General features: G+C 72.2%; 17 protein-coding genes and 2 pseudogenes. 12 read left to right on the top strand and 7 right to left on the bottom strand.

The window, feature by feature from the left end:
- Nucleotides 1-86 precede the first annotated feature (86 nt).
- Complete coding sequence (locus AC07EJ_RS29540) at nucleotides 87-1,049, top strand: DUF3048 domain-containing protein (protein ID WP_478885393.1); 963 nt, start codon at nucleotides 87-89, stop codon at nucleotides 1,047-1,049.
- 29 nt (nucleotides 1,050-1,078) lie between these two features.
- Here AC07EJ_RS29540 and AC07EJ_RS29535 read toward each other — a convergent pair whose 3' ends face one another.
- Nucleotides 1,079-1,540: a MarR family winged helix-turn-helix transcriptional regulator gene (locus tag AC07EJ_RS29535; protein ID WP_389484254.1), complete on the bottom strand. Its 462-nt coding sequence runs from the start codon at nucleotides 1,538-1,540 to the stop codon at nucleotides 1,079-1,081.
- A 198-nt stretch (nucleotides 1,541-1,738) separates the two neighbouring features.
- Here AC07EJ_RS29535 and AC07EJ_RS29530 point away from each other — a divergent pair, with 198 nt between their 5' ends.
- From AC07EJ_RS29530 to pcaDC, 7 genes and pseudogenes are all read left to right on the top strand, one after another.
- Complete coding sequence (locus AC07EJ_RS29530; protein WP_389484256.1) at nucleotides 1,739-2,521, top strand: CoA transferase subunit A; 783 nt, start codon at nucleotides 1,739-1,741, stop codon at nucleotides 2,519-2,521.
- On the top strand, nucleotides 2,521-3,165 hold the full coding sequence (locus tag AC07EJ_RS29525) for a CoA transferase subunit B (RefSeq protein ID WP_478885392.1): 645 nt from the start codon (nucleotides 2,521-2,523) through the stop codon (nucleotides 3,163-3,165). The genes AC07EJ_RS29530 and AC07EJ_RS29525 overlap by 1 nt, the downstream gene beginning before the upstream one ends.
- Nucleotides 3,162-3,242, top strand: a pseudogene (locus tag AC07EJ_RS29520) (thiolase family protein); the annotation flags it as partial. The gene AC07EJ_RS29525 and the pseudogene AC07EJ_RS29520, both read left to right, overlap by 4 nt.
- Before the next feature lie 92 nt (nucleotides 3,243-3,334).
- A complete protein-coding gene (gene pcaH, locus AC07EJ_RS29515) occupies nucleotides 3,335-4,105 on the top strand; it encodes a protocatechuate 3,4-dioxygenase subunit beta (protein WP_389484260.1) in 771 nt (256 codons plus the stop codon).
- Complete coding sequence (gene pcaG, locus AC07EJ_RS29510; RefSeq protein ID WP_389484262.1) at nucleotides 4,102-4,680, top strand: protocatechuate 3,4-dioxygenase subunit alpha; 579 nt, start codon at nucleotides 4,102-4,104, stop codon at nucleotides 4,678-4,680. Before pcaH ends, pcaG begins: the two co-directional genes overlap by 4 nt.
- Nucleotides 4,677-6,023 carry a 3-carboxy-cis,cis-muconate cycloisomerase gene (gene pcaB, locus AC07EJ_RS29505; RefSeq protein WP_478885391.1) on the top strand — a complete coding sequence of 449 codons (1,347 nt, stop codon included), beginning with the start codon at nucleotides 4,677-4,679 and terminating at the stop codon, nucleotides 6,021-6,023. The genes pcaG and pcaB overlap by 4 nt, the downstream gene beginning before the upstream one ends.
- A complete protein-coding gene (gene pcaDC, locus AC07EJ_RS29500) occupies nucleotides 6,020-7,180 on the top strand; it encodes a bifunctional 3-oxoadipate enol-lactonase/4-carboxymuconolactone decarboxylase PcaDC (protein WP_478885390.1) in 1,161 nt (386 codons plus the stop codon). The genes pcaB and pcaDC overlap by 4 nt, the downstream gene beginning before the upstream one ends.
- Nucleotides 7,181-7,199: 19 nt before the next feature.
- On the opposite strand, the gene AC07EJ_RS29495 is transcribed toward pcaDC, so the two are convergent.
- Complete coding sequence (locus tag AC07EJ_RS29495; protein WP_389484269.1) at nucleotides 7,200-9,872, bottom strand: ATP-binding protein; 2,673 nt, start codon at nucleotides 9,870-9,872, stop codon at nucleotides 7,200-7,202.
- A gap of 174 nt (nucleotides 9,873-10,046) precedes the next feature.
- Between AC07EJ_RS29495 and AC07EJ_RS29490 the strand changes: the two genes are divergently transcribed.
- Nucleotides 10,047-11,126 (top strand): DUF2510 domain-containing protein, encoded by a 1,080-nt coding sequence (locus AC07EJ_RS29490; RefSeq protein ID WP_478885389.1) that lies wholly within the window; start codon nucleotides 10,047-10,049, stop codon nucleotides 11,124-11,126.
- Nucleotides 11,127-11,322: 196 nt separating this feature from the next.
- Here the strand turns inward: AC07EJ_RS29490 and AC07EJ_RS29485 are convergent, their stop codons facing one another.
- Nucleotides 11,323-11,943, bottom strand: a complete 621-nt coding sequence (locus AC07EJ_RS29485; protein WP_383880966.1) for a TetR/AcrR family transcriptional regulator — start codon at nucleotides 11,941-11,943, stop codon at nucleotides 11,323-11,325.
- Between the two features lie 150 nt (nucleotides 11,944-12,093).
- On the opposite strand from AC07EJ_RS29485, the pseudogene AC07EJ_RS29480 reads away from it, so the two are divergent.
- A pseudogene (locus AC07EJ_RS29480) lies at nucleotides 12,094-12,888 on the top strand (phosphatase PAP2 family protein); the annotation flags it as partial.
- A 284-nt stretch (nucleotides 12,889-13,172) separates the two neighbouring features.
- Nucleotides 13,173-14,231, top strand: a complete 1,059-nt coding sequence (locus tag AC07EJ_RS29475; RefSeq protein WP_389484273.1) for a DMT family protein — start codon at nucleotides 13,173-13,175, stop codon at nucleotides 14,229-14,231.
- 84 nt (nucleotides 14,232-14,315) lie between these two features.
- Here AC07EJ_RS29475 and AC07EJ_RS29470 read toward each other — a convergent pair whose 3' ends face one another.
- Nucleotides 14,316-14,906, bottom strand: a complete 591-nt coding sequence (locus AC07EJ_RS29470; protein ID WP_389484276.1) for a TetR/AcrR family transcriptional regulator — start codon at nucleotides 14,904-14,906, stop codon at nucleotides 14,316-14,318.
- Between the two features lie 290 nt (nucleotides 14,907-15,196).
- On the opposite strand from AC07EJ_RS29470, the gene AC07EJ_RS29465 reads away from it, so the two are divergent.
- Nucleotides 15,197-16,708 (top strand): MFS transporter, encoded by a 1,512-nt coding sequence (locus tag AC07EJ_RS29465; RefSeq protein WP_389484432.1) that lies wholly within the window; start codon nucleotides 15,197-15,199, stop codon nucleotides 16,706-16,708.
- Between the two features lie 36 nt (nucleotides 16,709-16,744).
- Here the strand turns inward: AC07EJ_RS29465 and AC07EJ_RS29460 are convergent, their stop codons facing one another.
- The 3 genes from AC07EJ_RS29460 to AC07EJ_RS29450 all read right to left on the bottom strand — a co-directional run bounded on the left by AC07EJ_RS29460 (nucleotide 16,745) and on the right by AC07EJ_RS29450 (nucleotide 23,167).
- Nucleotides 16,745-17,710: an LURP-one-related family protein gene (locus AC07EJ_RS29460; RefSeq protein ID WP_478885388.1), complete on the bottom strand. Its 966-nt coding sequence runs from the start codon at nucleotides 17,708-17,710 to the stop codon at nucleotides 16,745-16,747.
- Nucleotides 17,711-17,853: 143 nt separating this feature from the next.
- Nucleotides 17,854-19,911, bottom strand: coding sequence for a phosphocholine-specific phospholipase C (locus AC07EJ_RS29455; protein WP_478885387.1), 2,058 nt, complete (start codon nucleotides 19,909-19,911; stop codon nucleotides 17,854-17,856).
- Between the two features lie 172 nt (nucleotides 19,912-20,083).
- Nucleotides 20,084-23,167, bottom strand: coding sequence for an alpha-mannosidase (locus tag AC07EJ_RS29450; RefSeq protein WP_478885386.1), 3,084 nt, complete (start codon nucleotides 23,165-23,167; stop codon nucleotides 20,084-20,086).
- Nucleotides 23,168-23,173: the final 6 nt, after the last annotated feature.

The following is a 23,173-nucleotide window of genomic DNA, read 5'->3' as shown; positions in this document are numbered from 1 at the left end:
AGCGTCGGCTCACGCGAGCTTCCAAGCATTTCGAACATGTTCGACCGGAACTGATCGATCCGCTGCCGGGCGGGTATCACCCCGGGGTGGACATACGACGGGTGCGGGTGACGCGCGTGCGGCGGGCCGCGATCGTCGCGGCGGTCCTGGCCGCGACGGCCGCCGGGTGCACGGTCGGCGACGGACACCCGCCGGACGGCCACTCCGCGAGCCCCACCGGAGGGGGAAGCCGTGGCCCCGTTCTCGCCGTGAAGATCGACAACGTGGGGCCCGCCCGCCCGCAGACCGGTATCGGCCGGGCCGACATCATCTACGCGGAGCAGGTGGAGAGCGGCCTGAGTCGGCTGATGGCCGTGTACGCGACCAAGCTTCCGCCCGTGGTCGGCCCGGTGCGCAGCGCCCGCGAGACCGATCTCGAACTGCTGCGGCAGTTCGACCGCCCCACGCTCGCGTTCTCCGGCGCGCAGTCGAAGCTGCTGCCGCTGATCGCCGAGGCCCCACTCGACGCAGTCCCGCCCGGCAAGGCCCCGGCGGCCGCCTACTTCCGAGGCAGCGACAAGCCCGCGCCGCACAACCTCTACCTCCGCCCGGCCAAGCTGGGCGTGACGCCGCAGGCGGGCGCGCTGGCGGCGGCCGGGGTCACGTTCGGGGCGCGCCCGGCGGGCGGGCAGGCGAAGAACGCTCTCACCGTGCGCTTCCCGACGGCGCGTTTCACCTTCAACTGGTCGGCACAGAGCGGCAGTTGGCAGGTATCGATGGACGGCACCCGGGCGCGCACGACGGACGGCGGGATGCTGAACGCTGCGACCGTCGTGGTCCAGTACGTCGATGTCCGCAGCTCGCGGTTCCACGACCGGTCGGGGAACACGTCACCGTTCTCCGACACGGTGGGTGCGGGCAAGGCGACGGTGCTGCGGGACGGGCGGGCGTACGACGTCCGGTGGGAGCGGCGCTCGGCGGCCGACGGCACGCGGTTCACAACGGCGGCCGACGGCAGGCGGATGACGTTCGCGCGCGGGCAGGTGTGGGTTCTCTTCGCCGAGCGGTGAGAGCCCTGGGTCACACCGGGACGCCGTCGTCAGGCCTTCGCGAGCGGCTCCGTCGGATTGCGGAGCCCCTCGGCCGCGTCCGAGACGCGCTGGATCAGGTCGAAGAACACGGTCTGCTCGTCGGCGGACAGCGGCGCGAGGAAGATCTGGTTCATCCGGGCCGTGCGCACGGTCAGTTTGCGGTGGACACGCGTCCCGTCGTCCGTGAGGCGCAGCAGGGAGCGCCGGCCGTCCTGCGGGTCGCGCACCTTGTCGATCAGTCCGCGGCGGCTGAGGCGGCTGATGACCTCGGCGATGGTCGAGCGGTCGAGGCCGACGCGCTCACCCACGGTGCGCTGGTCAAGGCCGGGCTCGGCGACGAGCGCGTTCAGGACGGCGAACTGCGGTGAGGTGATCTCCTCGGAGACCATCGTGTTCCACAGCAGGTAGTGGGCCTGCTGGAGGCGCCGGGCCAGGTGCCCCGGGTGGGTGGTCAGATCCACCGCGGCCATCGCGGACCTCCGGTCTTTTTCGGGTGTGTACTGACCAATACTCGACCATCGGGCAGCCCATGTCGAGTCGACTCCCCCACCTCTTCCGTCACCACCCTGGGCTATTGACGGGTACGGGCATGCGGTGGCACCGTAAGCGCCAGTCACATAAATGCTCAGTGCGCTGAGCATTTCAGGTTCGCGGAGAGGCTGGCCCGGATGGACAAGGTGGTGGCGACGGCGGCGGAAGCGGTCGCCGACGTGGGGGACGGGGCGTCCCTCGCGGTCGGCGGGTTCGGTCTGGTCGGCGTACCGAACGTGCTCATCGGCGCGCTCCACGAGCGCGGCACCACGGGCCTGAGCGTGGTCTCCAACAACTGCGGGGCGATGGACTCGGGCCTGGCCGTACTGCTCGCGGCCGGGCGGATCGCCCGGGTCACCGGGTCGTACATCGGCGCCAACAAGGAGTTCGCCCGCCAGTACCTGTCCGGAGAGGTCGAGGTCGAGATGATCCCGCAGGGCACTCTCGCCGAGCGACTGCGGGCCGGCGGGGCCGGCATCCCCGCCTTCTACACCCCCGCCGGCGTCGGCACCCAGGTCGCCGAGGGCGGACTCCCCTGGCGCTACGACGGCCAGGGCGGCGTCGCGCTGGCGTCCCCGCCCAAGGAGGTCCGCACCTTCGACGGCACGGCCTACGTCCTCGAACACGGCATCCGCACCGACTACGCCCTCGTGCGCGCCGCCAAGGGCGACCGCCACGGGAACCTCGTGTTCAACAAGTCGACCCGCAACTTCAACCCCCTCGCGGCGATGGCCGGACGCATCACCGTCGCCGAGGTGGAGGAACTCGTCGAACCCGGCGACATCGACCCCGACGCCGTGCACCTGCCCGGCATTTTCGTCCAGCGCGTCGTCGCCCTCTCCCCCGAGCAGGCCACGGACAAGCAGATCGAACGGCGCACCGTCTCCGCGCCTCCGGCACGAGGAACGGTGAGCAGCTGATGGCCTGGACCCGCGAAGGAATGGCCGCCCGCGCCGCACGCGAGCTGCGCGACGGCCAGTACGTCAACCTCGGCATCGGCCTGCCGACCCTCATCCCCAACCACCTGCCGCCCGGCGTCGAGGTGATCCTCGAATCCGAGAACGGCATCCTAGGCGTCGGCCCCTACCCCACCGACGTCGAGGTCGACCCCGACCTCATCAACGCCGGCAAGGAGACCGTCACCGTCCTGCCCGGCGCCTCCTACTTCGACTCGGCGCTCTCCTTCGGCATGATCCGCGGCGGCCACATCGACGTCGCCGTCCTGGGCGCCATGCAGGTCTCCGCCCGCGGCGACCTCGCCAACTGGGCCGTCCCCGGCAAGATGATCACCGGCATCGGCGGGGCCATGGACCTCGTCCACGGCGCGCGGACGGTCATCGTCGCCATGACCCACACCGCCAAGGACGGCACCCCCAAGATCGTCGAGGACTGCACCCTGCCGCTCACCGGCAAGGCCTGCGTCAACCGCGTCATCACCGACCTCTGCGTCCTCGACGTCACCGCCGACGGGCTCGAACTCGTCGAGCTGGCCCCCGGCGTCACCGTCGACGACGTCACCGCGAGGACCGCCGCCGAGGTCCGCGTCCCGGAGGGAGCCCGATGAAGGACGTCCACGTCGTCGATGCCGTCCGCACGCCGTCCGGCAGGTACAACGGCTCCCTCGCCTCCGTCCGCCCGGACGCCGGTTCCGGCACCGGCGTCGCCACCCTCTGCATCGGCGTCGGACAGGGCCTCGCGCCCGGCCTCGAACGCTAAGGACTCAGGAACCCACCATGGCACTCACCCAGTCGGACATCGACGTCGAGATCGCGGACCTCCAGAACGCGTACGACAAGGCGCGCGCGGGCGGCGCCCCCGCCCAGCACCAGCCGGCGCGCGACTACGCGCCGTACCGCAGCTCGCTCCTGCGCCACCCGAAGCAGCCGCTCGTCGCCGTGCACGGCGGCGACCCGGAGACCGTCGAGCTGTCCGGACCCGTCTTCGGCGCCACCGACGTCACGGACATCGACCAGGACCTGACGCGCCAGCACGCGGGCGAGCCGCTCGGCGAGCGCATCACCGTCTCCGGACGGCTGCTCGACAGCAACGGCCGCCCCGTGCGCGGCCAGCTCGTGGAGATCTGGCAGGCCAACGCGTCGGGCCGGTACGCGCATCTGCGCGACCAGCACCCGGCACCGCTCGACCCCAACTTCACGGGTGTGGGACGGACCCTGACGGATGATCAGGGGCGGTACTCCTTCACCACCGTCAAGCCGGGCGCGTACCCGTGGCGCAACCATGCCAACGCCTGGCGGCCCGCGCACATCCACTTCTCCCTGTTCGGCGACGCGTTCACACAGCGGCTCGTGACGCAGATGTACTTCCCGAACGACCCGTTGTTCCGCTACGACCCGATCCTGCGGTCGGTGACGGACGAGTCGGCCCGAGGCCGTCTGGTCGCGGCGTACAAGCACGACCTGTCCCAGCCCGAGTTCTCCCTCGGCTACGAGTGGGACATCGTCCTCGACGGTCCCTCCGCCACCTGGATCGAGGAAGGCCGATGACCTCCGTGCCCGAGAAGCTCCTCCCCACGCCGTCGCACACCGTCGGCCCGTTCTACGGCTACGCCCTGCCCTTCCCCGAGGGCGAGCAGGTCGCGCCGAAGGGGCACCCCGACACGATCGCCCTGCACGGCTACGTGCTCGACGGCCAGGGCGACCCGGTGCCGGACGCCATCCTGGAGTTCTGGCAGGCCGCGCCCGACGGCTCGCTCGCCGGGGCGCCGGGCTCGCTGCGCCGCGACACCACGACCGGCGGTCATCTCGGCCGCAACGGCACGGACTTCACCGGGTTCGGCCGGGTCGCCACCGACGCCGACGGGCACTACGCGCTCTTCACGCTGCCGCCGGGCAACGCGGGACTGCCGTACGTCAGCGTGTGCGTGTTCGCGCGCGGGCTGCTGCACCACCTGTTCACCCGCGCCTACCTCGCCGACGGCACGGACCCGGTGCTCGACTCCCTGCCCGCCGAGCGGCGCGCGACGCTGCTCGCGCTGCCGCAGGAAGACGCGCACCGCACGTACCGTTTCGACATCCGCCTTCAGGGCGAAGGCGAAACGGTCTTCCTGGAGTTCGAGTGACACACGTCGGTCCTGACGCCGATCCCGACGCCGGGCTGCTCTCCCCCGGCCGGGCGGGCTCCCCGGCCGAGTCCGCAACCTCGGACGCGGCGGTCCTGCGCGCCCTGCTCGACGCGGAGGCCGGTCTCACCCGGGCGCAGGCCGCCCTGGGCCTGGCGCCCGCGGCCGCGGCGGACGCGGTGACGCGGGCCGCCGCGGACGAGGGGCGCTTCGACGCCCGCGACCTCGCGCTGCGCGCCCGCTCCGGGGGCAACCCGGTGATCCCGCTGGTCGCCGACCTGACGGCCGCGGTGGCCGGGGAGCATTCCCCGTACGTCCACCGGGGCGCCACCAGCCAGGACGTCCTGGACACGGCGCTCATGCTGGTCGCGGCCCGGACGCTGGACGGGCTGCTCGGCGACCTGACGCGCGCGGAGAGCGCGCTCGGGGGGCTCGCCGCCGCACACCGGGACACCGTCATGCCGGGCCGTACGCTCACGCAGCACGCCGTGCCGACGACGTTCGGCCTGAAGGCGGCCGGCTGGCGTTCCCTCGTCCTCGACGCACGCGACCGGCTGAGCGCCGTACGGGCTTCGCTTCCTGTCCAACTGGGTGGCGCGGCGGGCACGTTGGCGGCGTTCGGCGTGTTCGGTGCCACGCACTCCGGGGAGCTGACCGAGACGTACGCGGCCGAACTCGGCCTCGTGGCACCCGTGTTGCCCTGGCACACCCTGCGCACCCCGGTCGCCGACCTCGCGGGTGCTCTCGCCTTCACGGCCGGAGCGCTCGGCAAGCCGGCGGCGGACGTGCTCACGCTGTCCCGTACGGAGATCGGCGAGCTGTCCGAGGGTTCGGGCGGCGGCTCGTCCGCCATGCCGCACAAGGCGAACCCGGTGAGGGCCACGCTCGTCGCCGCGGCCGCCCGCCGCGCACCCGCGCTCGCCGCGACGCTGTACGCGTCGATGGCGGCCGAGGACGAGCGCCCGGCCGGTGCCTGGCACGCGGAGTGGGAGCCGCTGCGCGATCTCCTGCGGCTCGTGGGCGGCGCGGCGCGCGACGCGGCCGAGCTCGCCGAAGGGCTTCAGGTCCACGACGACGTGATGCGTGAACACCTCTTCGCCACCCACGGGTTGATCGTCTCGGAGCGCCTGGCCGCCGAGCTGGCGCCCCTGCTCGGGCGCGCCCGTGCGAAGTCCCTGCTCACCGACGCGGCACGGCGCACCCGCATCGAGGGCAGGGCCCTTGCCGAGATCCTGGCCGACGAGCCCGATCTCAAGGGCGTCGACCTGGCCGACCTCACCGACCCCACCCGATACACCGGCTCCGCCGGAGCCCTCACCGACCGCGCCCTGGAGCGACGTTGAGCACTGCATCCCCCGACCGCGGCACCCACAGCACCCTTCTTCACCATCGCGCCGAAGGCCCCGCCACCGCGCCCCCGCTCCTCCTGGGCCCCTCGCTCGGCACCTCCACCGCCCTGTGGGACGCGGTCGCGCCCGAACTGTCCGTCACCCACCGGGTGGTGCGCTGGGACCTGCCGGGGCACGGAAAGTCCCCGGCCGAACTGATCGGCCCCGGCGCGACCGTCGCCGACCTCGCCCGGCTCGTCCTGGACCTCGCCGACTCCCTCGGCATCGAGCGCTTCGCGTACGCGGGGGTGTCGCTCGGCGGCGCGGTGGGCCTGCACCTCGCGGTCCACCACCCGGAGCGGGTGACGAGCCTCGCGGTGATCTGCTCGTCCGCGCACTTCGGCGGCTCGAAGCCCTGGGAGGAACGGGCGGCGCTCGTCCGCCGTGAGGGGCTCGGCCCGGTCGCCGCGACCGCCGACCGGCGCTGGTTCACCCCCGGGTTCACCGTGCCCGCCCTCGTCGAGGACCATCGCACCGCCGACTCCGGTGCGTACGCGGCCTGTTGTGACGCGCTGGCCGCGTTCGACATCCGTGAGGAGCTCAGCTCGATCACGGCTCCCACGCTGCTGATCGCGGGCCGCGAGGACCCGGCGACGCCGCCCGCGCATCTGCGGGAGATCGCCGACGCGGTGGCAGGATCGTCGCTCGTCGAGATCGCGGGCGCCTCGCACCTCGCCCCCGCCCAGTGCCCCGAACCCGTGATCACGGCGCTGCGCGCCCAGCTCGGCGGGGGCGCCAAGCGCGGCATGGAGGTGCGCAGGCAGGTGCTCGGCGACGCGCACGTCGACCGCGCGCAGGCCCGGCAGAGCCCGTTCACGGCCCGCTTCCAGGACTTCATCTCGCGCTACGCGTGGGGCGAGATCTGGACCGACCCGACGCTGTCGCGCCGCGAACGCTCCATGATCACGATGACGGCTCTGGTGGCCCACGGCCACTACGACGAGCTGGCGATGCATGTGCGCGCCGCGCTGCGCAACGGCCTGACGCCCGACGAGATCGGCGCCGTACTGCTGCAGACCGCCGTGTACTGCGGTGTCCCCGCAGCCAATTCGGCGTTCGCGGTGGCGCAGCGGGTCCTCGCCGAGGAGAGCGGCGAGGACTCCGCGGGCTGAAGCCCGCGTACACCGGCGGTCAGCGCAGGCCGCGTCCCGTGTCGAGGACCTCGCGGGCGCGCGCGGCCAGGCCCTCGGCGCCGCACGCCTTGGCCAGCGCGAGGCCTCGGGTGAGTTCCGCGACCGAGCGGGCCGCGATGCCGTATTCGACGCGGGCCGCCGCGTGTTCGTACGCGCAGGGGGACGCTTCGAGGTAGGTGACCGACTTGGCGTAGAGGGTCAGGGAGCGCTGGCCGCTCTCCAGCGCGGCTTCGCAGCGCAGGGCCTCCCCGATCGCCGTGTCCGTGCCGAACCGCTCGGCCTGGAGCCGGGCGTCGGCGGCGAGTTCCCTGGCACGCTTCGGGTCCTCGGTGGCGAGTGCGCGGGCCAGGTCGCAGGCCCAGGGCGCCATGATCGTGTTGTGTCCGCCGCGGGCGGTGGCCGCCTTGGCCGCCGCCTCCAGCTCGCTGACGCCATCCTGCGTGCGGCCCGCGGCGATCAGCAGTCGGCCGCGGACGGAGTGCGCGTCGGGCAGCACGATCGTGGTGGGGTAGGGCGGGCCGAAGGAGTAGCGGTCGGCGATCTCCCTGGCCTCGCCGATCCGGCCGCGGGCCACGAGCGTGTCGATGAGCATGCACGCGGCGTCCCAGTGCATGGGCAGGCCGCGGCCGACGCGGTCGGCCAGGCGCAGGCTCTCGCGCAGGACGGCCTCGGCGTCGGTGAGACGGCCGCGCCTGCGGTGGACGTAGCCGACGAAGGCGTGCGCGAGCGCCAGATGGCCGCCGCTCCAGCCGGCGGTTTCGTAGGCGCGTACGGCCTCGGTGAACAGGCTCTCCGCGCGGTCGAGCCGGTCCGCGAACAGATAGGCGCTGCCGAGCATCGCGAGGAGTTCGAAGCCCCACTCGGGGTCGGTCCAGCCGAGGCCGGGCGCGAGGCGTTCGTTGACGAGGGAGCGGTCGCAGAGTTCGACCACCACCTCGGCGTTCTCACCGCGGGTCATCGCGTCGAAGGCGCGCAGGACGAGCAGGACCCGCTCGGGGTTGTCCCGGCCGGTGAGGGAGCCCGCGAGCGCGGCGAGGCTGCGGGAGCGGCCCGGGGAGTCCTCCTCGCCGGCGTGGATGCCCTCCCACATGTAGCGCATGGCCTGCAGGCGAAGACGGGCCGGACCCGGGTCGAGCCGCGCGGACTCGGCATCGATCTCGCGCAGCGCCTCTTCCAGCTGGTTGTTGTGGACGAGGGCCTGGGACAGCCGGCACACGGCGTCCACGCGCGCGTCCCCGTCGAGCCCCGGCTTGGTGTCGAGGGCCTGGCGCAGATGGCCGATGGTGACGGCGGGCGAGGTGAGGAGGGTGGCGCAGCCCAGCTCGTAGAGGAGTTGGGACCGTACGCCGGGCAGCGGCGGCTCCTGGAGCGCGCGCTCCAGACAGCGGCGGGCGGCTTCCGGGGCGCCGACCGCGAGGTGTTCACCGGCCGCCGCGCGCAGCTGCTCGACGAGCTCGGGATCGTCGTCCGGGTGGACCTGGAGCAGATGCCGGGAGGCGGCCGCGGCGCCGTGGCCCGAGGCCGTGACGGCCCAGGCGGCCTGCCCGTGCATGGCGGTGCGCGTGGCCGCGGGGATGGAGCGGTACACGGCGCTGGCGATCAGCGGGTGCACGAACTCCAGGCCCACGGCGCCGTCTTCGTACGTCGCGTCGGTGAGGATGCGGGCGGCACGCAGCCGCACGGCGCAGCGGCCGGCCTCGCCCGGCGCCATCCCGGCGAGGCGCGCCGCGAGGTCGTGGGCGATCCGGTTGCCGAGGATGGCGGCGGCCCAGGCGAAGCGCGTCGCGTCGGTGCCGAGGCCTTCGAGGCGGTCGATCAGACCGCGGCCGCGCGCCGACTTGTTCAGGGCGCGCAGTTCGCCGGCCGAGCCTTCCGAGGGTTCGAGTTCGCTGTCCTGGACCTTGGCGAGGAGCTCTACGGTCTCGTACGGGTTGCCGCCGGTGACGGCCCACACCTCGCGGCAGAAGGGGGCGTCGGCGTGCTCGCCGAGGGTGGCGCGGGTGAGGCCTGCGGTGGCGTCGGGGGTGAGGGCGTAGAGGGTGGTGCGGGGCCGGGCGACGGCGCCGACGGCTTCGAGGTGTCCGGTGGAGGCGGCGGTGGCCTCGCCGTCGCGGTGGGCGACCACGACGAGTACGGGCAGGTCGTCGAGGCGTTCGGCGAACGCGGCGAGCCAGTGGAGGGTCTCCTCGTCGGCCCACTGCGCGTCGTCGACGAGCAGGACGAGCGGCCAGTGCAGGCGGGCGAGCCGGGACACCGCCGCGACGAGTCCGTCGCGCACACCCTGCGGGTCGGCCTGACGGGCGCCCGGCTCGGCTATGCCGAGGGCTGGGCCCGCGATCTCGTACCAGTCGCCGAAATACTCGCGGGCCTCCTCCTGGGAGAGCGCGAGGAGCGCCGGCTGAAGCAACTGGCGTACGACGTTGAAGGGGACGGAGGTGACGGTCTCGCCGCCGCGGGCCGACCAGACCGTGGCCCGTCCCGCCGCGATGCGGCGCACCTCTTCGAGGAGGGCGGTCTTGCCGATGCCCGCTTCGCCCCTGAACACGACGAGGCTGCCCGACGACGCCGCGTCCCCGCAGAGTTCGCCGAGCGCCTGCTCGACGACCGCGATCTCCGTGTTCCGCTCCCACAGGGCGGCCGAGGCGGCTCCTTCAGGCCGACTCTGCGTCATCCCGCACCCTCCCGAAGTCTCTCAACCGACGTACAGATGTTGAGAGTAGCCGTAGCCGGGGGGTTGTGGGTGGGGGTCTGCGCAGGTCTCCGCCGTAAGTGGGAGAGTGCCCTTCCGGAACGGGAGCGGCCCCCTCTCATGCCTCTTTCACGCACGCCTCATACTGTGGCGCCCATGACCCAGGTGACTCCCCCCGGCTGGTACCCCGATCCCGGCCAGAAGCCCGAAGGCCCCCGCACCGAACGCTGGTGGGACGGCAGCGTGTGGACGGAACAGACCCGTGCCGCCGGGCCCGGCGCCGCGCCGGGCCCGCCCGCTTACGCGCCGGCGGCTCCCGGCGCGCATCCGCAGGCCTACGGCTATCCGCAGACCTCGCAGCAGCCGGGACAGTTCGGCCATCCCGGATACCCGGGCTACCCCGCATACCCGGAGCCGAAGCCGCGACGCGGCCTCAAGATAGCCATCGCCGCCGGTGTCGCCGTGGTGGTGCTCGGCGGCATCGTCGGCGGTGTGTACGCGCTGACGTCCGGGGACGGCGACGGCAAGAGCGACCGGGCCGACTCGTCGTCAAGTCCCTCTACTGCTCCGGGACTTCCTCAGGGGCCGGGTGACGGTCAGGGCGGGAGCGGGGGCAGCGGCGGTGCCGGTGGTTCCGGTGGTTCCGGTGGTTCCGGTGGGGAGAGCGGGGCTCCGCAGGCCCCGGGTTCCGGCACCGGGTTCGCCGCCGACCTCGTCAACGGGGTGTCGATGCCCGTGCTCGACGGCTGGACCGGCGGCACGACGAAGGGCGGCAACGCGGGGGTGACGACCGGCCCGTACGCCTGCCCCGGCGACAAGAAGCAGGAGTGTGTGCGCGGCGGCGCGTTCTCGGCCTCGGCCGAGGCGCTGAAGCTCAAGGCGACGGGCGCGGAGGCCGCGGCCAAGGAGGACATCTCCAAGAACGCGCAGGAGTCGTACGGCGGCGCGATCTACGGAAAGATCACCTCGCACAAGGAACTGGCCTCGGAGGCCGTCACCGTGGCCGGACAGCAGGGCTACCTGGTGCGCTGGCAGGTCGTCACGGCCAAGGGCGACGACGGGTACGTCGAGTCGCTCGTCTTCCCCGCGCCGGCCAACCCCAAGTCGCTCGTCGTCGTCCGGTTCGGCATCGACGTGAACGACAAGGCTCCGGGCGTGACCTCGATGGACAAGATCACCAAGGGCATCAAGAAGTCCGCGATCGCCGAGGGCGGCGGCAACGGGCAGGACGTGTAGGGCCTCCACACACAACACGTGCAGGACCCCGTAACAACCCGTCGGGCGTCACAGGGGAGAAAGCCCAGGGGCCGGGCGGGTCCCACTCCGCTCAAGGAGGGACCCACCCGGCCCGGGGGTGCGCGCCGCGCCCGTCCCCACGGTGCGGCGCGGGCAGACCGCCGTCAGGTCATCCCGACAGACGGCGGTCTCCCGTTCAGGTGGCTTCGCTCAGGCCGAGTGCGGGCAGCACCACGGCGTCGACGAAGCGGGTGAGGTAGTCCGCGTCCGCGTACCGGCCCTCGAGGACCGGGCGGATGCGCTGCACCCCGAGCAGCTGGGCGGCCAGGAACTCGACGGCCGGATGGTCCGCGGCGATCTCGCCGCGCGCCACGGCCCGGTCGACCATCGCCCCGAGCGCGGCCAGCTCCGGCTCGACCAGGGCCTCGCGCAGCGCCGCCTGGAGTTCCTCGTCACTGAGGACCGCGTGTCCCAGGGCCTGGACGAGCTGGGTGTCACGTCCAGCCTGCTCCGCCGCCGCGCGAGCGGCCGAGCGCAGGTCCCCGGCGAGCGTACCCGTGTCGACACTGGCGAACTTCACGCAGCGTCCCGCCCGCAGCGAGGCGGCCACGAGCTGCGGCTTCGTCTTCCACTGCCGGTAGAGCGTGGACTTGCTGCAGCACGCCTGAGCCGCGACGCCCTCCATGGTGAGCGCCTCGTAGCCGTTCTCGCGGAGCTGGTCGAGGACCGCGTCGTAGAACTCCTTCTCGCGCTCGGGAGTGATCTTGGAGCGGCGCGAAGTGGTCACTGATGTGCCTGCCTGCTCCTGGGACGCCATGGCTCTTCTCCTCGCGAATCTTCGCTATCGATACGCCAGTGTACCGGTACGCCAGCGTTTCGGTACACTGGCGTATCGATGAGCGCGGTTCACGCCGTGCTCACCTCCGCATCACCGCACCACCCAGTCGTCATGAAAAGGGGCCGGGGGATGAATTCCCTTACCGAGCCTGCCGAACCGGAGCCGGACACAGCCGGCCGCGAGACGGACGCCGTCGGCCACAAGCCGGATGCCGTCGCCCGCCCGCCCCTGGTCCGGGAGCTCCTGCTGGTCGTCGGACTGTTCCTCGTCTACAAGTTCGGCAGGCAACTGGCCAATGGCCACACCGGCGAGGCGTTCCACAACGCGCACCGCGTGTGGGACCTCGAACGCGCCGTCCATCTGCCGGGCGAGGGCGCTGTGCAGCATGCCCTGCTGCACAGCGACGGCCTCGTCCACATCGCGAACACGTACTACGCGACGGTGCACTTCCCGGCGACGGCCGCCTTTCTGATCTGGCTGTATCTGCGCAGGCCGCGGCACTACATATGGACGCGCCGGGTACTGGCCGCCCTCACCGCCGCGGCCCTTGTGCTGCATCTCACCTTCCCGCTGGCCCCGCCGCGGATGCTGGCCGCGGCGCACCTCGTGGACACCGGCCAGGTGTACGGGCCGACCGTCTACGGCGCGACGCCGCAGACCGACTCGATGGCGAACCAGTTCGCCGCGATGCCGTCCCTGCACTTCGGCTGGGCCCTGATGGTCGCCGTCGGCCTCATCGCCGCGACCCGCTCCCGGCTGCGCTGGCTGTGGCTCCTGCACCCGGCGCTCACCCTGTTCGCCGTGATCGGCACGGCGAACCACTACTGGCTGGACGCGATCGTGGCGACGGCCCTGCTCGGTATCGCGCTCGCGGTGATCCGGCTGCCCGGCACCGTGCAGACCCCGCGGCCGGGGCAGTCCCTCGGCCGGCACCTGCTGCCCGCCCCTCGCACCGCGACCTCGCTCACCGCGACGGCGGAGACCATGGGCGCGGCGATACCCGCCCCCTGGACCCCGGCGCATCAGCGCGGCGGCTCCCTCTCCGCGGCCGAAGTGCTCGCGCGCATCCCGGTGTCGGTGACCGCGGGCTCGGCGTCCGCCGTCGAGGCACCGGTCGCGTCGGTCGCACCGATCTCATCGGTGTCATCGGTCCCGTCGGGAGCGACGGGTCCGTGGCGCACGGTCCTCACGGCGACAGGAGCACACCGGTGAACGCCACCCTCCTCGCCGTCGCACTCTCCCTCGTCTCCGCGGTCGCCTACGCCGCTGCCGCCGTCGCCCAGGAACGGCTCGCGTCGCGCGCCGCGGGAACCGACTCGGGCATCCTGCGCCTGCTCGGCACAGGCGCCTGGTGGGGGTCGGTCCTGCTCAACGCGTCCGCCGCGCTGCTGCATGTAGCGGCCCTCAAGTACGGCCCCCTCACCCTCGTACAGCCCCTCGGCGCGCTGACGCTCGTGGCGGCCGTGCCGCTCGGGGCGCGCATGGCCGGACGGCGCGTCCTGTCCGTCGAATGGCGCGGCACCGCGCTCACGCTCGCCGGACTCGGCGCGCTCCTGCTCACGGCCTCGGGCCCGGCCCCCGACGACACGCTCAGCCTCGGCGAGGCGCTCGCGGTCGCCGGTGCGACGGCCGCGCTGATCGGTCTCCTGTCGCGGCGCGGCGCGAAGCCGGGGCTGCGGCAGGCGACGGCCTCCGGTCTCGCCTCGGGCATCGCCTCGGCGCTCGCCCAGACCGTGACCGTCGCGGTCACCGACCGGACGGGACCGCTGCTCAGCGTCGAGGTGATCGTCGTGGCGCTGCTGATCGCGGCGTTCGCCGTGGGCGGCCTGCTCCTGTCGCAGATCGCCTACCGCGGCGGCCTGGGCGCCCCGCTCGCGATGGTCACCCTGTCCAACCCCGTGGCCGCGGCGATCATCGGTGTCACCCTGCTCGGCGAGCGGCTCCAGGGCGGACTCACGGGGATCCTGCTCGCGGCGGCGGGGGCGACGCTCGCGGCCCGGGGCGTCCTGCTCCTCACGCGTACGTCGCCGGAGACCCAGGAGATCCAAGAGACTCCGCAGGCTCGACCGCAGCCGTCGCTCACGGCGGCGGAACCGCTGCCCGAGCTGCCGCCCCGCGTGACGGAGCCGGGCCCGGTCGCGGGCCTGTCCGGGCCGTCCGGCCTGCAGAGCCTCCCGCCGATGCCCGTACTTCCGGGCACGGTGGTCATCCTGCCGTCGGTCCCGCCCCAGCCGGAGCCGGCCCCGGGCGCGCTCCAGGCTTCCTGAGAGCGCTCTTCCTTCACGCGGTCCGCTCTACGCGTCGCGCGTCACGGCCTGCGCGTCATGCGTCACGGCTCTACGCGTTGTACGTCACGGCCTGCGCGGCGCGGGACGCGTCCTCATGCCGTCGAGCGTGATGCCGAAGACCCGGTCGCGCTGCTCGGTGTCCACGTAGGCGGCGCCGGTGACGCCGGAGATCAGGCGGAGCAGGTCGTCGAAGGACATGTCCGTGCGGACCTCCCCGGCGGCCTGCGCGCGCAGCAGCAGCGGTTCACCGGCGTCGAGCATGGCGCGGCGGCAGGCGGTGAAAATGTCCGACTCACCGCTGAGCGCCTCCCTGATGGCGCGCTTGGTGACGGTGTAGTCCACGAAGCGGCGCAGCCAGGTGGCGAGCCCGTCCCACGGCGGGGCGTCCTCTAGTTCGTCGGCGAGCCGGCACAGGGCGTCGACCTCTTCCGCGTAGACGGTCTCGAAGAGGTGCCTGCGCGTGGGGAAGTTGCGGTACAGGGTGCCGATGCCGACGCCGGCCTGGCGGGCGATGTCCTCCAGCGACGCCTCCGCGCCCTTCTCGGCGAACGCGTCGCGGGCCGCGGCCAGGAGCGCGTCGAAGTTGCGGCGCGCGTCCGCGCGGCGCGGGCGCTGGGCCGCGACGATCCCGCCGACGAGTTCCCTGTCCGTCATGCGTGCCACTCCCGGGGTGAGGCAGCGCGGGCTGCCGAGGTTGTACCGGAGGCTCCCCTCCGCTATCGTTATCGAAGTCGAGGGGTGCCTCCACTTTAACAGCCGACGCACCCCGTGCCCCGCCGCACAGCGCTGCGGGCAGACCGGCCGAAGCGGCCGGATCCCACCATCCTCCCAGCTCGCGCGCGCCCGCGGACCGCGGCCCCTGCCGCAGGTCACGCCGGTGTGCCCGGCCACCTTCCGTTCAGAGAGACACCGCCTTGAACCGGAATCGCACGCCCAGGAATCCCCTGCCCCAAAGCCCCGCGTCCTCAAGTCGCACGGCGCCGGGCCCGGCGTCCAGAAGCTCCAACCGCCTCACCTTCGCGGTCCTCGCGACGGGTGCCGGCGTGTTCTCGATGATGCAGTCGCTGGTCGCCCCGGCCCTGCCGACCGTCCAGCACGCCCTGCACACCACCCAGGCCACCTCGACCTGGGTGATGACCGCCTATCTGCTGTCCGCCTCGATCTTCACGCCCATACTCGGCCGGGTCGGCGACCTCGTCGGCAAGAAGCGCACCATGGTGGCCGCGCTCGTCGCGCTGACCGTGGGCTGCCTGCTCGCGGCCCTCGCCCCGAGCATCACCGTCCTCATCGTCGCCCGCGTCGTGCAGGGCATCGGCGGCGCGCTCTTCCCGCTGTCGTTCGGCATCATCCGCGACGAGTTCCCCGGTCACCGGGTCAGCCCCAGCATCAGCAACCTCTCCGCCGTCATCGCGGCGGGCGGTGGCGTCGGCATGGTCGCGGCCGGGCCGATCGTGGGCGCGCTCGACTACCGCTGGCTGTTCTGGCTGCCCGCGGCCGTCGTCGCCGTGACGGCGCTGATCGCGTACCGCTACGTGCCCGAGTCGCCGACGCGCGGCACCGGACGCGTGAACTGGCTCGGCTCCGTGCTGCTCTCCGGCTGGCTCGTCGCCCTGCTGCTGCCCATCAGCCAGGCCACGTCCTGGGGCTGGGGATCGGTCAAGGTCGTCGGACTGCTGGCCGCCGCCGCGGTCCTGTTCGCCGCCTGGGTGCTGTCCGAGGCCCGCTCCGCGAGCCCGCTGATCGACCTGCGCGTCATGCGGCTGCCCGCCGTGTGGACGACGAACACGGCCGCGCTGCTCTTCGGCGCGGGAATGTACGCGGTGTGGTCGTTCCTGCCCGGGTTCGCCCAGACGCCGCCGTCCGCCGGGTACGGCTTCGGGGCGAGCGTGACGGGCGCGGGGCTGCTGATGCTGCCGATGCTCGTGGCGATGTTCCTCGCCGGAGTCCTCAGCGGCAGGCTCGAACCTCTCGTAGGAGCGAAGGCACTGCTCACCACCGGTGCGGCGTTCGGCGCGGCGTCCTGCGCGATGCTCGCCGCCTGGCACGCCGAGCAGTGGCAAGTCGCCCTCGCGGCAGGCGTGTTCGGGCTCGGCATCGGGCTCGCGTTCGCGTCCATGGCGAACTTGATCGTGCAGAACGTCCCGGCGGCGCAGACCGGCGCGGCCACCGGCATGAACGCCAACATCCGCACCATCGGCGGCTCGATCGGCGCCGCCGTGATGAGCATCCTGGTCACGGGCCACCTCCAGGCGTCGGGACTCCCCTACGCCTCCGGCTACACCCACGGCTTCACGCTGCTCGCGGCGCTGTGCCTCGCCGCCGCGCTCGCCGCGTTGCTGGTCCCGGGCGCGCGCCGCGCGGGCGGACCACGCGTCCCCGCCGCGCACGGGACGACGGCCGGCACGACGGCCGGGGCGGACGAGCAGGTGGGCCTGGAGCAGCCCACGTCGCGGTGATGGTGCCACTACGGCGCCCGCCGGGCGCCGGACCCGTCAGCCGAAGCCGCGCGAGTCCTGCTTGAGGGCGGTGTCCACCGTGAGGGCGGTCGCCACGACGAGGCTCAGGAGCGGCTCGGGGAGCTGGTAGTGGATCTGGAGGACGTAGTTGTCCGCGGTCGTGAACATCGTCTTGGCGAGTCCCTCCCACGTCTTCGTGATGCGGGCGACCTCGTTATCGGCGTGGTCGACGATCGAGAAGTTCCAGGCCCGCCAGTTCTCGGCCTTGATGGCGCCGATCTGCTGGCCGTTCACGTTGATGCCGAAGTTGATCTTGCCGATCATGTTCTGCTGGACGATCTCGCCGACCGGCGAGCCGTCCGGGCGCTCCACGACGACACGCGACTTCATGAACTTCGCGGGCCGCGTCATGACGAGCTGCGGCTGCCCGTACGCGTCGCGGATCTCCAGCTTGTGGGTCATGAACTGGTCGAGGCTGGAGACGAAGCGCGCGACCTTCTTGAGCGTGCTCTGGCCGACCTGGACGACGGAGCCGATCTGGGCGCCGTTCTGATCCATGACGGTGTACTCGTTCGTCAGCTCGATCAGCTTGGCCTTCTGGTTCACCACCAGGACGGGCTCGGTGAAGAGGCTGCCGCCGCCCTGACCGGTGGGCGCGACGCCTGCCTGGTGCTGCACCTGGCGCTGCACCTTGGCGGGGTCGATGTACTGCTGTTGTTGCTGCTGCGGGGCCTGCTGCCCGTACGGACCGGCGGCGTGCTGCTGGGGCTGGTGCTGCTGCACAGGCTGCTGGTGCTGCTGAGGCGCGAACTGCCCCTGGGCCTGCTGCTGCACGTGCTGCTGCTGAGGCTGCTGCGCCTGCTGCGGGACCTGCTGGCCCGCGGGCTGCTGCACGGGGCTGGTGTGTTCGGTCCACTGCGCGCCGTCCCACCACCGCAGTGTCTGGGGCGCGCCCTGGGGGTCGGGGTACCAGGCTGCAGGGGTGTTCGATGGCGTCGTCACCCGGGCACACTATCGCGCCATCCTGTGGTGGCATCCAGACCGGACAGATGTGACGTACGCCGCCGCCCGAACCGGGACGGAACGGGCGGCGGCACCACTTTCGAGCGCCAGAAGCGCCAGAGAGGTCCTGACGCCCGGCGGCCTCAGGCCGTGACGATCCCTGGGTCGCTCACGCCGGCCTGTCCGTTCTCGACGTGGCCCGCGAGGCGGCGCAGATACGTGCTGTCGCTGTCGGCGGTCACCTTCAGGTCGTACCAGCGGTTGGTCGCGCGCAGGTCGACGGTCTGTGTGACGGTGGCACCGGCCCGCACGGTGTACGTCTGCGGCTGTCCGCCGTAGGCGTTGGTGACGGTGAGGTGGACGTCGCCGCCGGTGGGGTTCGTCAGCGTGAGCGTGAGGTTGCCCGTGCTCGCGTCGTGGCGGGCGGTGAGGCCGGGCTCGGCGGCCGTGTTGATGCCCTTGAAGGCGCGCAGGAATCCGTTCGGGCCGTGCACCGTGAGGTCGTACTTCCCGGCGGAGTAGGTCGAGTTCCAGGAGTCCGAGATCGACTTACCGGCCTCGGTGGAGTACGTCCAGGGGCCGTCGGTCCGGCTCTGCGACCTGACCTGGAAGGCCGCGCCCGCGGAGGGGCCGCCGCTGAACGTGAGCTGGAACTTGCCGGTCGACGGCGTGGAGACCCCGTCGACGTACGGCGCGTACGGCAGCGGGCGCGCGGGCCGGGAGCCCGCCTCCTGCTTGGGCAGCACGGGGTTGGCCGGCGGCTTCGGTACGTAGCTGGAGTGCCGGTCGTGGTCCGGCGGCACGTATCCGGCCGTGCTGGGCAGTTGCGCCGGGTCCGTGTTCGTGAGGGAGAAGTCGAACGCGGAGGACAGGTCGCCGCAGATGGCGCGGCGCCATGGCGAGATGTTGGTCTCCTTGACGCCGAAGCGCTTCTCCATGAACCGCAGGATCGAGGTGTGGTCGAGCGTCTCGGAGCAGACGTAGCCGCCGGTGGACCACGGCGAGACGACGATCATGGGGACGCGCTGGCCGAGGCCGTAGGGGCCCGCCGCGTAGCTCGCGTTGCCCTTGAAGTAGTCCAGCGTGGTGTCGGCGGTGGACAGGCCCTGGTTCGCGGAGGCGGGGGCGTACGGCGGCACCACGTGGTCGAAGTAGCCGTCGTTCTCGTCGTACGTGACGAACAGGGCCGTCCTGCTCCACACGTCCGGGTTCGACGTGAGCGCGTCTAGGACCTGCGAGATGTACCAAGCACCGTAGTTCGCGGGCCAGTTGGGGTGCTCGGAGAACGCCTCGGGCGCGGCGATCCAGGAGATCTTGGGGAGCTTGCCGGCCTTGACGTCGGCCTTCAGGACGTCGAAGTAGCCGTCGCCCGCCTTGGCGTTCGTGCCGGTGCGGGCCTTGTCGTAGAGGGGGTCGCCCGGCTTGGCGTTGCGGTAGTTGTTGAAGTACAGGAGCGAGTTGTCGCCGTAGTTGCCACGGTAGGCGTCGTCGATCCAGCCCCAGCTTCCGGCGGCGTCGAGGCCGTCGCCGATGTCCTGGTAGACCTTCCAGGAGACCCCGGCCTTCTCCAGGCGCTCGGCGTACGTGGTCCAGCCGTAGCCGGCCTCCTGGTTGCCGAGGACGGGCCCGCCGCCGGTGCCGTCGTTGCCGACGTGACCCGACAGCATGTAGTAGCGGTTGGGGTCGGTCGCCCCCATGAACGAGCAGTGGTAGTCGTCGCACACCGTGAACTTGTCGGCGAGCGCGTAGTGGAACGGGATGTCCTGGCGCGTCAGATACGCCATCGTGCCCGTGCCCTTGGCGGCGATCCAGTTGTCGTACTTGCCGCTGTTGAACGCGCTGTGCCCGCCGGCCCAGTCGTGGTCGAGGCCCGCGATGAACTGCATGCCCAGGTCCGCCGCGTCGGGGTGGTAGGGCAGGACCTCCTTGCCGCCGCTCACCTGGTTCCACACGGGCTTGCCGCTGGGCAGCGTCACCGGGCGCGGGTCACCGAAGCCGCGGACGCCCTTCATCGTGCCGAAGTAGTGGTCGAAGGACCGGTTCTCCTGCATCAGGACGACGATGTGCTCGATGTCCTGGACAGTGCCCTTGACGCGGGCCGCCGGAATGGCCGCGGCGCGGTCGATGCTGTTCGACAGGGCGGTGAAGCCCGCGGTCGCGCCTGCTATCTGGAGGAAACGCCGCCGGTTGAGTTCAGGCATGGGTGTGGGGCCTCTTGAGTGTGTGGGGACAGAAGCGAGCAGAGTGTTCCAAGAGGACCGGCCAGAGGGGAAGGGGTGATGACACTTGCATGAAAATTCGCTGTATGCGTCAGAAACAATCACGCAGCCGGGATCCGTGGGGAGGACCAACCGGCCCTCCCCACGGACGACTTCATCCCCGGTCGCCCACCGCGAGCCGCAGCGTCACGATCTGGAACGGCCGCAGCGCCACCCGCACGGCGTCACCGCCGTCCGACGGCTGCCGCCGCACCTGGTCCGGCTGCTGCGCGAGCGGCCGCTCCAGGAGGTCGGTGACCTGGACACCGACGAGGGGGAAGCCCGTGCGCAGGATGCCGGCGGCCCGGCCGCCCAGGGACTCGTAGAGCCGGACGACGACATCGCCCGAACCGTCGTCGGCGAGCTTCACCGCCTCCACCGTCAGGCCGTCGCCGTCCACCGACACCACCGGCTCCGGCGCGGCGCCCGAACCGGCCACCCGTAGCGGCAGGTTGAGCGCGTACCCCTCGGCAACGGCATCGGCGATGCTCGCGCCGGGCAGCAGGGAGTAGGTGAAGCGGTGCGCGCCCTGGTCGGCCTCGGGGTCGGGGACGCGCGGGGCGCGCACCAGGGAGAGGCGGACGGTGGTGGTCGTGCCACCGTCGTCGCGGGTCGTGCGCGAGACGTCGTGCCCGTACGTGGAGTCGTTGAGGACCGCGACGCCGTAGCCGGGTTCACCGATGTGGACCCAGCGGTGGCCGTACACCTCGAAGCGGGCCGCCTCCCAGCTGGTGTTGGTGTGCGTGGGGCGCTTGACGTGGCCGAACTGGATCTCGGCGCTGGAGTGGTCGGCGCGGACGTCGACGGGGAACGCGGCCTTGAGGATCTTCTCGGTCTCGTGCCAGTCGATCTCTGTCTCTACGTCGACGCGCTTGCTGCCGGCGTTCAGGGTGACGGTCTGCGTGACGCGGGAGCCCTTGCCGAAGGCGCGCCCCACACGGACGGCGGCGCGCAGCGGCCCCTCCTCGGCCACCGTCACGGACTCGGCGTCGAGGAGGTCGCGGTACTTGTTCCTGTAGTGCTTGTCGATGTCCCAGGCGTCCCAGTAGTTGGGCAGGTCGCTGTGGAGGCGGAGCAGATTGCCCGGCCCGGCGAGGACCTCGCGTTCCGCGGTCAGGTCGTACACGGAGGCCAGCGTCCCGTCGGGGCCGATGACGACGCGCACGAGGCCGTTGTCGAGGGTGCGGCCGTCCGTGACGGTGACCGGGTGGTCGGGGACGGCCGGGGCGAGGGGCGCCGACCCGTTGGCGGGCACGTGGGTGAGGGCCGGCTCCCCGGCCGGGGTGCGGATCACTTCGGTGCGGGCGTACGGGCTGGTGTTGAACACGTGCGGCCCGCCCTCGCCGACCCCGAGCGCCGCGACCGCCTCCGCCGTGATCGCTTCGACTTCGCCCGCCACGCGCGCGTACTCCGCCTCGGCCTCCCGGTGCACCCAGGCGATGGACGACCCGGGCAGGATGTCGTGGAACTGGTGCAGGAGCACCGTCTTCCACAGCCGGTCGAGCTTCTCGTACGGATACGTGTACCCCGGCGCACGCAAAGCGGCCGTCGTGGCCCACAACTCGGCCTCGCGCAGGCGGTGTTCGCTGCGGCGGTTGCCCTGCTTGGTGCGGGCCTGCGAGGTGTACGTGGCGCGGTGCAGCTCCAGATAGAGCTCGCCCGACCACACCTGGTCCTCGGGGATCTCCTTGCTCGCCGCGGCGAAGAAGGCGTCCGGGTGCTCGACCACGACCTTCGCGGAGCCCTCCAGGTCCGCGAGCCGGCGGGCACGCTCCAGCATCTCTCGGGTGGGGCCGCCCCCGCCGTCGCCGTGCCCGAAGGGCGCGAGGGAGCGGGTGCCGCGCCCCTTGTCCTGGTAGTTGCGGACGGCGTGCGCCATCTCCCTGCCGGAGAACTCGACGTTGTAGGTGTCGACCGGCGGGAAGTGGGTGAAGATCCGCGTGCCGTCGATGCCCTCCCACCAGAACGAGTGGTGGGGCAGCTTGTTGGTCTGGTTCCAGGACAGCTTCTGCGTGAGGAACCACTCGTTTCCGGCGAGCCGGGCGAGCTGCGGGTAGGCGGCGTTGTAGCCGAACGAGTCGGGCAGCCACACGCCCTTGGTCTCGACGCCGAAGTGCTCCATGAAGAAGCGCTTGCCGTGGACGAGCTGGCGGGCGATGGCCTCGCCGCCGGGCAGGTTGCCGTCGGACTCGACCCACATCCCGCCGACGGGCGCCCACTGGCCGTTGGCGACGGCCTCCTTGATGCGGTCCCACACGTGCGGGTAGTTGTCCTTGACCCACTCGTACTGCTGGGCCTGCGAGCAGGCGAAGACGAACTCGTCGTACTCGTCTGCGAGCGCCGTCACGTTCGAGAAGGTGCGGGACGTCTTGCGCTTCGTCTCGCGGATCGGCCACAGCCAGGCCGAGTCGATGTGCGCGTGGCCGACGGAGGAGAGGGTGTGCGCGCCCGCGTGCGCCGGCTTCGCGAGGGCCGGGGCGAGGACGGCGCGGGCGGCGGCGGCCGTGCCGGAGATGTCGTCGAGGTCGAGGGCGTCGAGCGCCGCTTCGAGAGTGTGCGCGATCTCATGGCGGCGCGGCTCGTGCTCGCTCAGCTCCAGCATCAGCTCGCGCAGGACCTGGAGGTCGAGCGAGAGGTGGAAGACGTCCTCGTCGAGGATCGCGAGGTCGGCGCTCCTGAAGGTGTAGAGCGGCTGGTCGCCCGCCGTGCGCGGGTCGCCGAGCGGGGTGGGGTGCGCGAAGCGGTCGGCGAGGATGTCCGGGTTGGAGGCGGCCTCGATGAGGTAGTCGACCTCTTCGCCGCCCTGCGCGGGGCGGGCCACGGGCACGTACTGGTTCTGCGGGTTGACGGCCTTGAGGGGGCGGCCGTCGGGGAGGTGGACGAGGGCCTCCGCCTGGTTGCCGGGCCAGTCGTTGACGAAACCCAGGTCGAAGACGGCCTCGACGCGGCGGCCCGCCCACTCGGCGGGGACCGTTCCGTGCGCCGTGAACCAGGTGGTGCCCCAGGGCGGGCCCCAAGGGGTGCCGACACTGAACGGCTTGTACGCGGCCGACTTCGCCTCGGTGAAGGGCACGGGTTCGCCGGGCGCGTGCCAGGCCTGGAGGGCGAGCGGGACCCTGGCGCTGTGGACGGCGGGCTTGACGCGCTGGTCGTGGACGCGGGCGACGCGCTGCTCGATGCGGCGGAGTTCGTCGTGCATGCGGGC

The sequence above is a fragment of the Streptomyces sp. NPDC045026 genome (assembly GCF_056432625.1).
The sequence above is the reverse complement of the archived record's forward strand: the minus strand, read 5'-3'. Positions and strand labels throughout refer to the sequence as shown.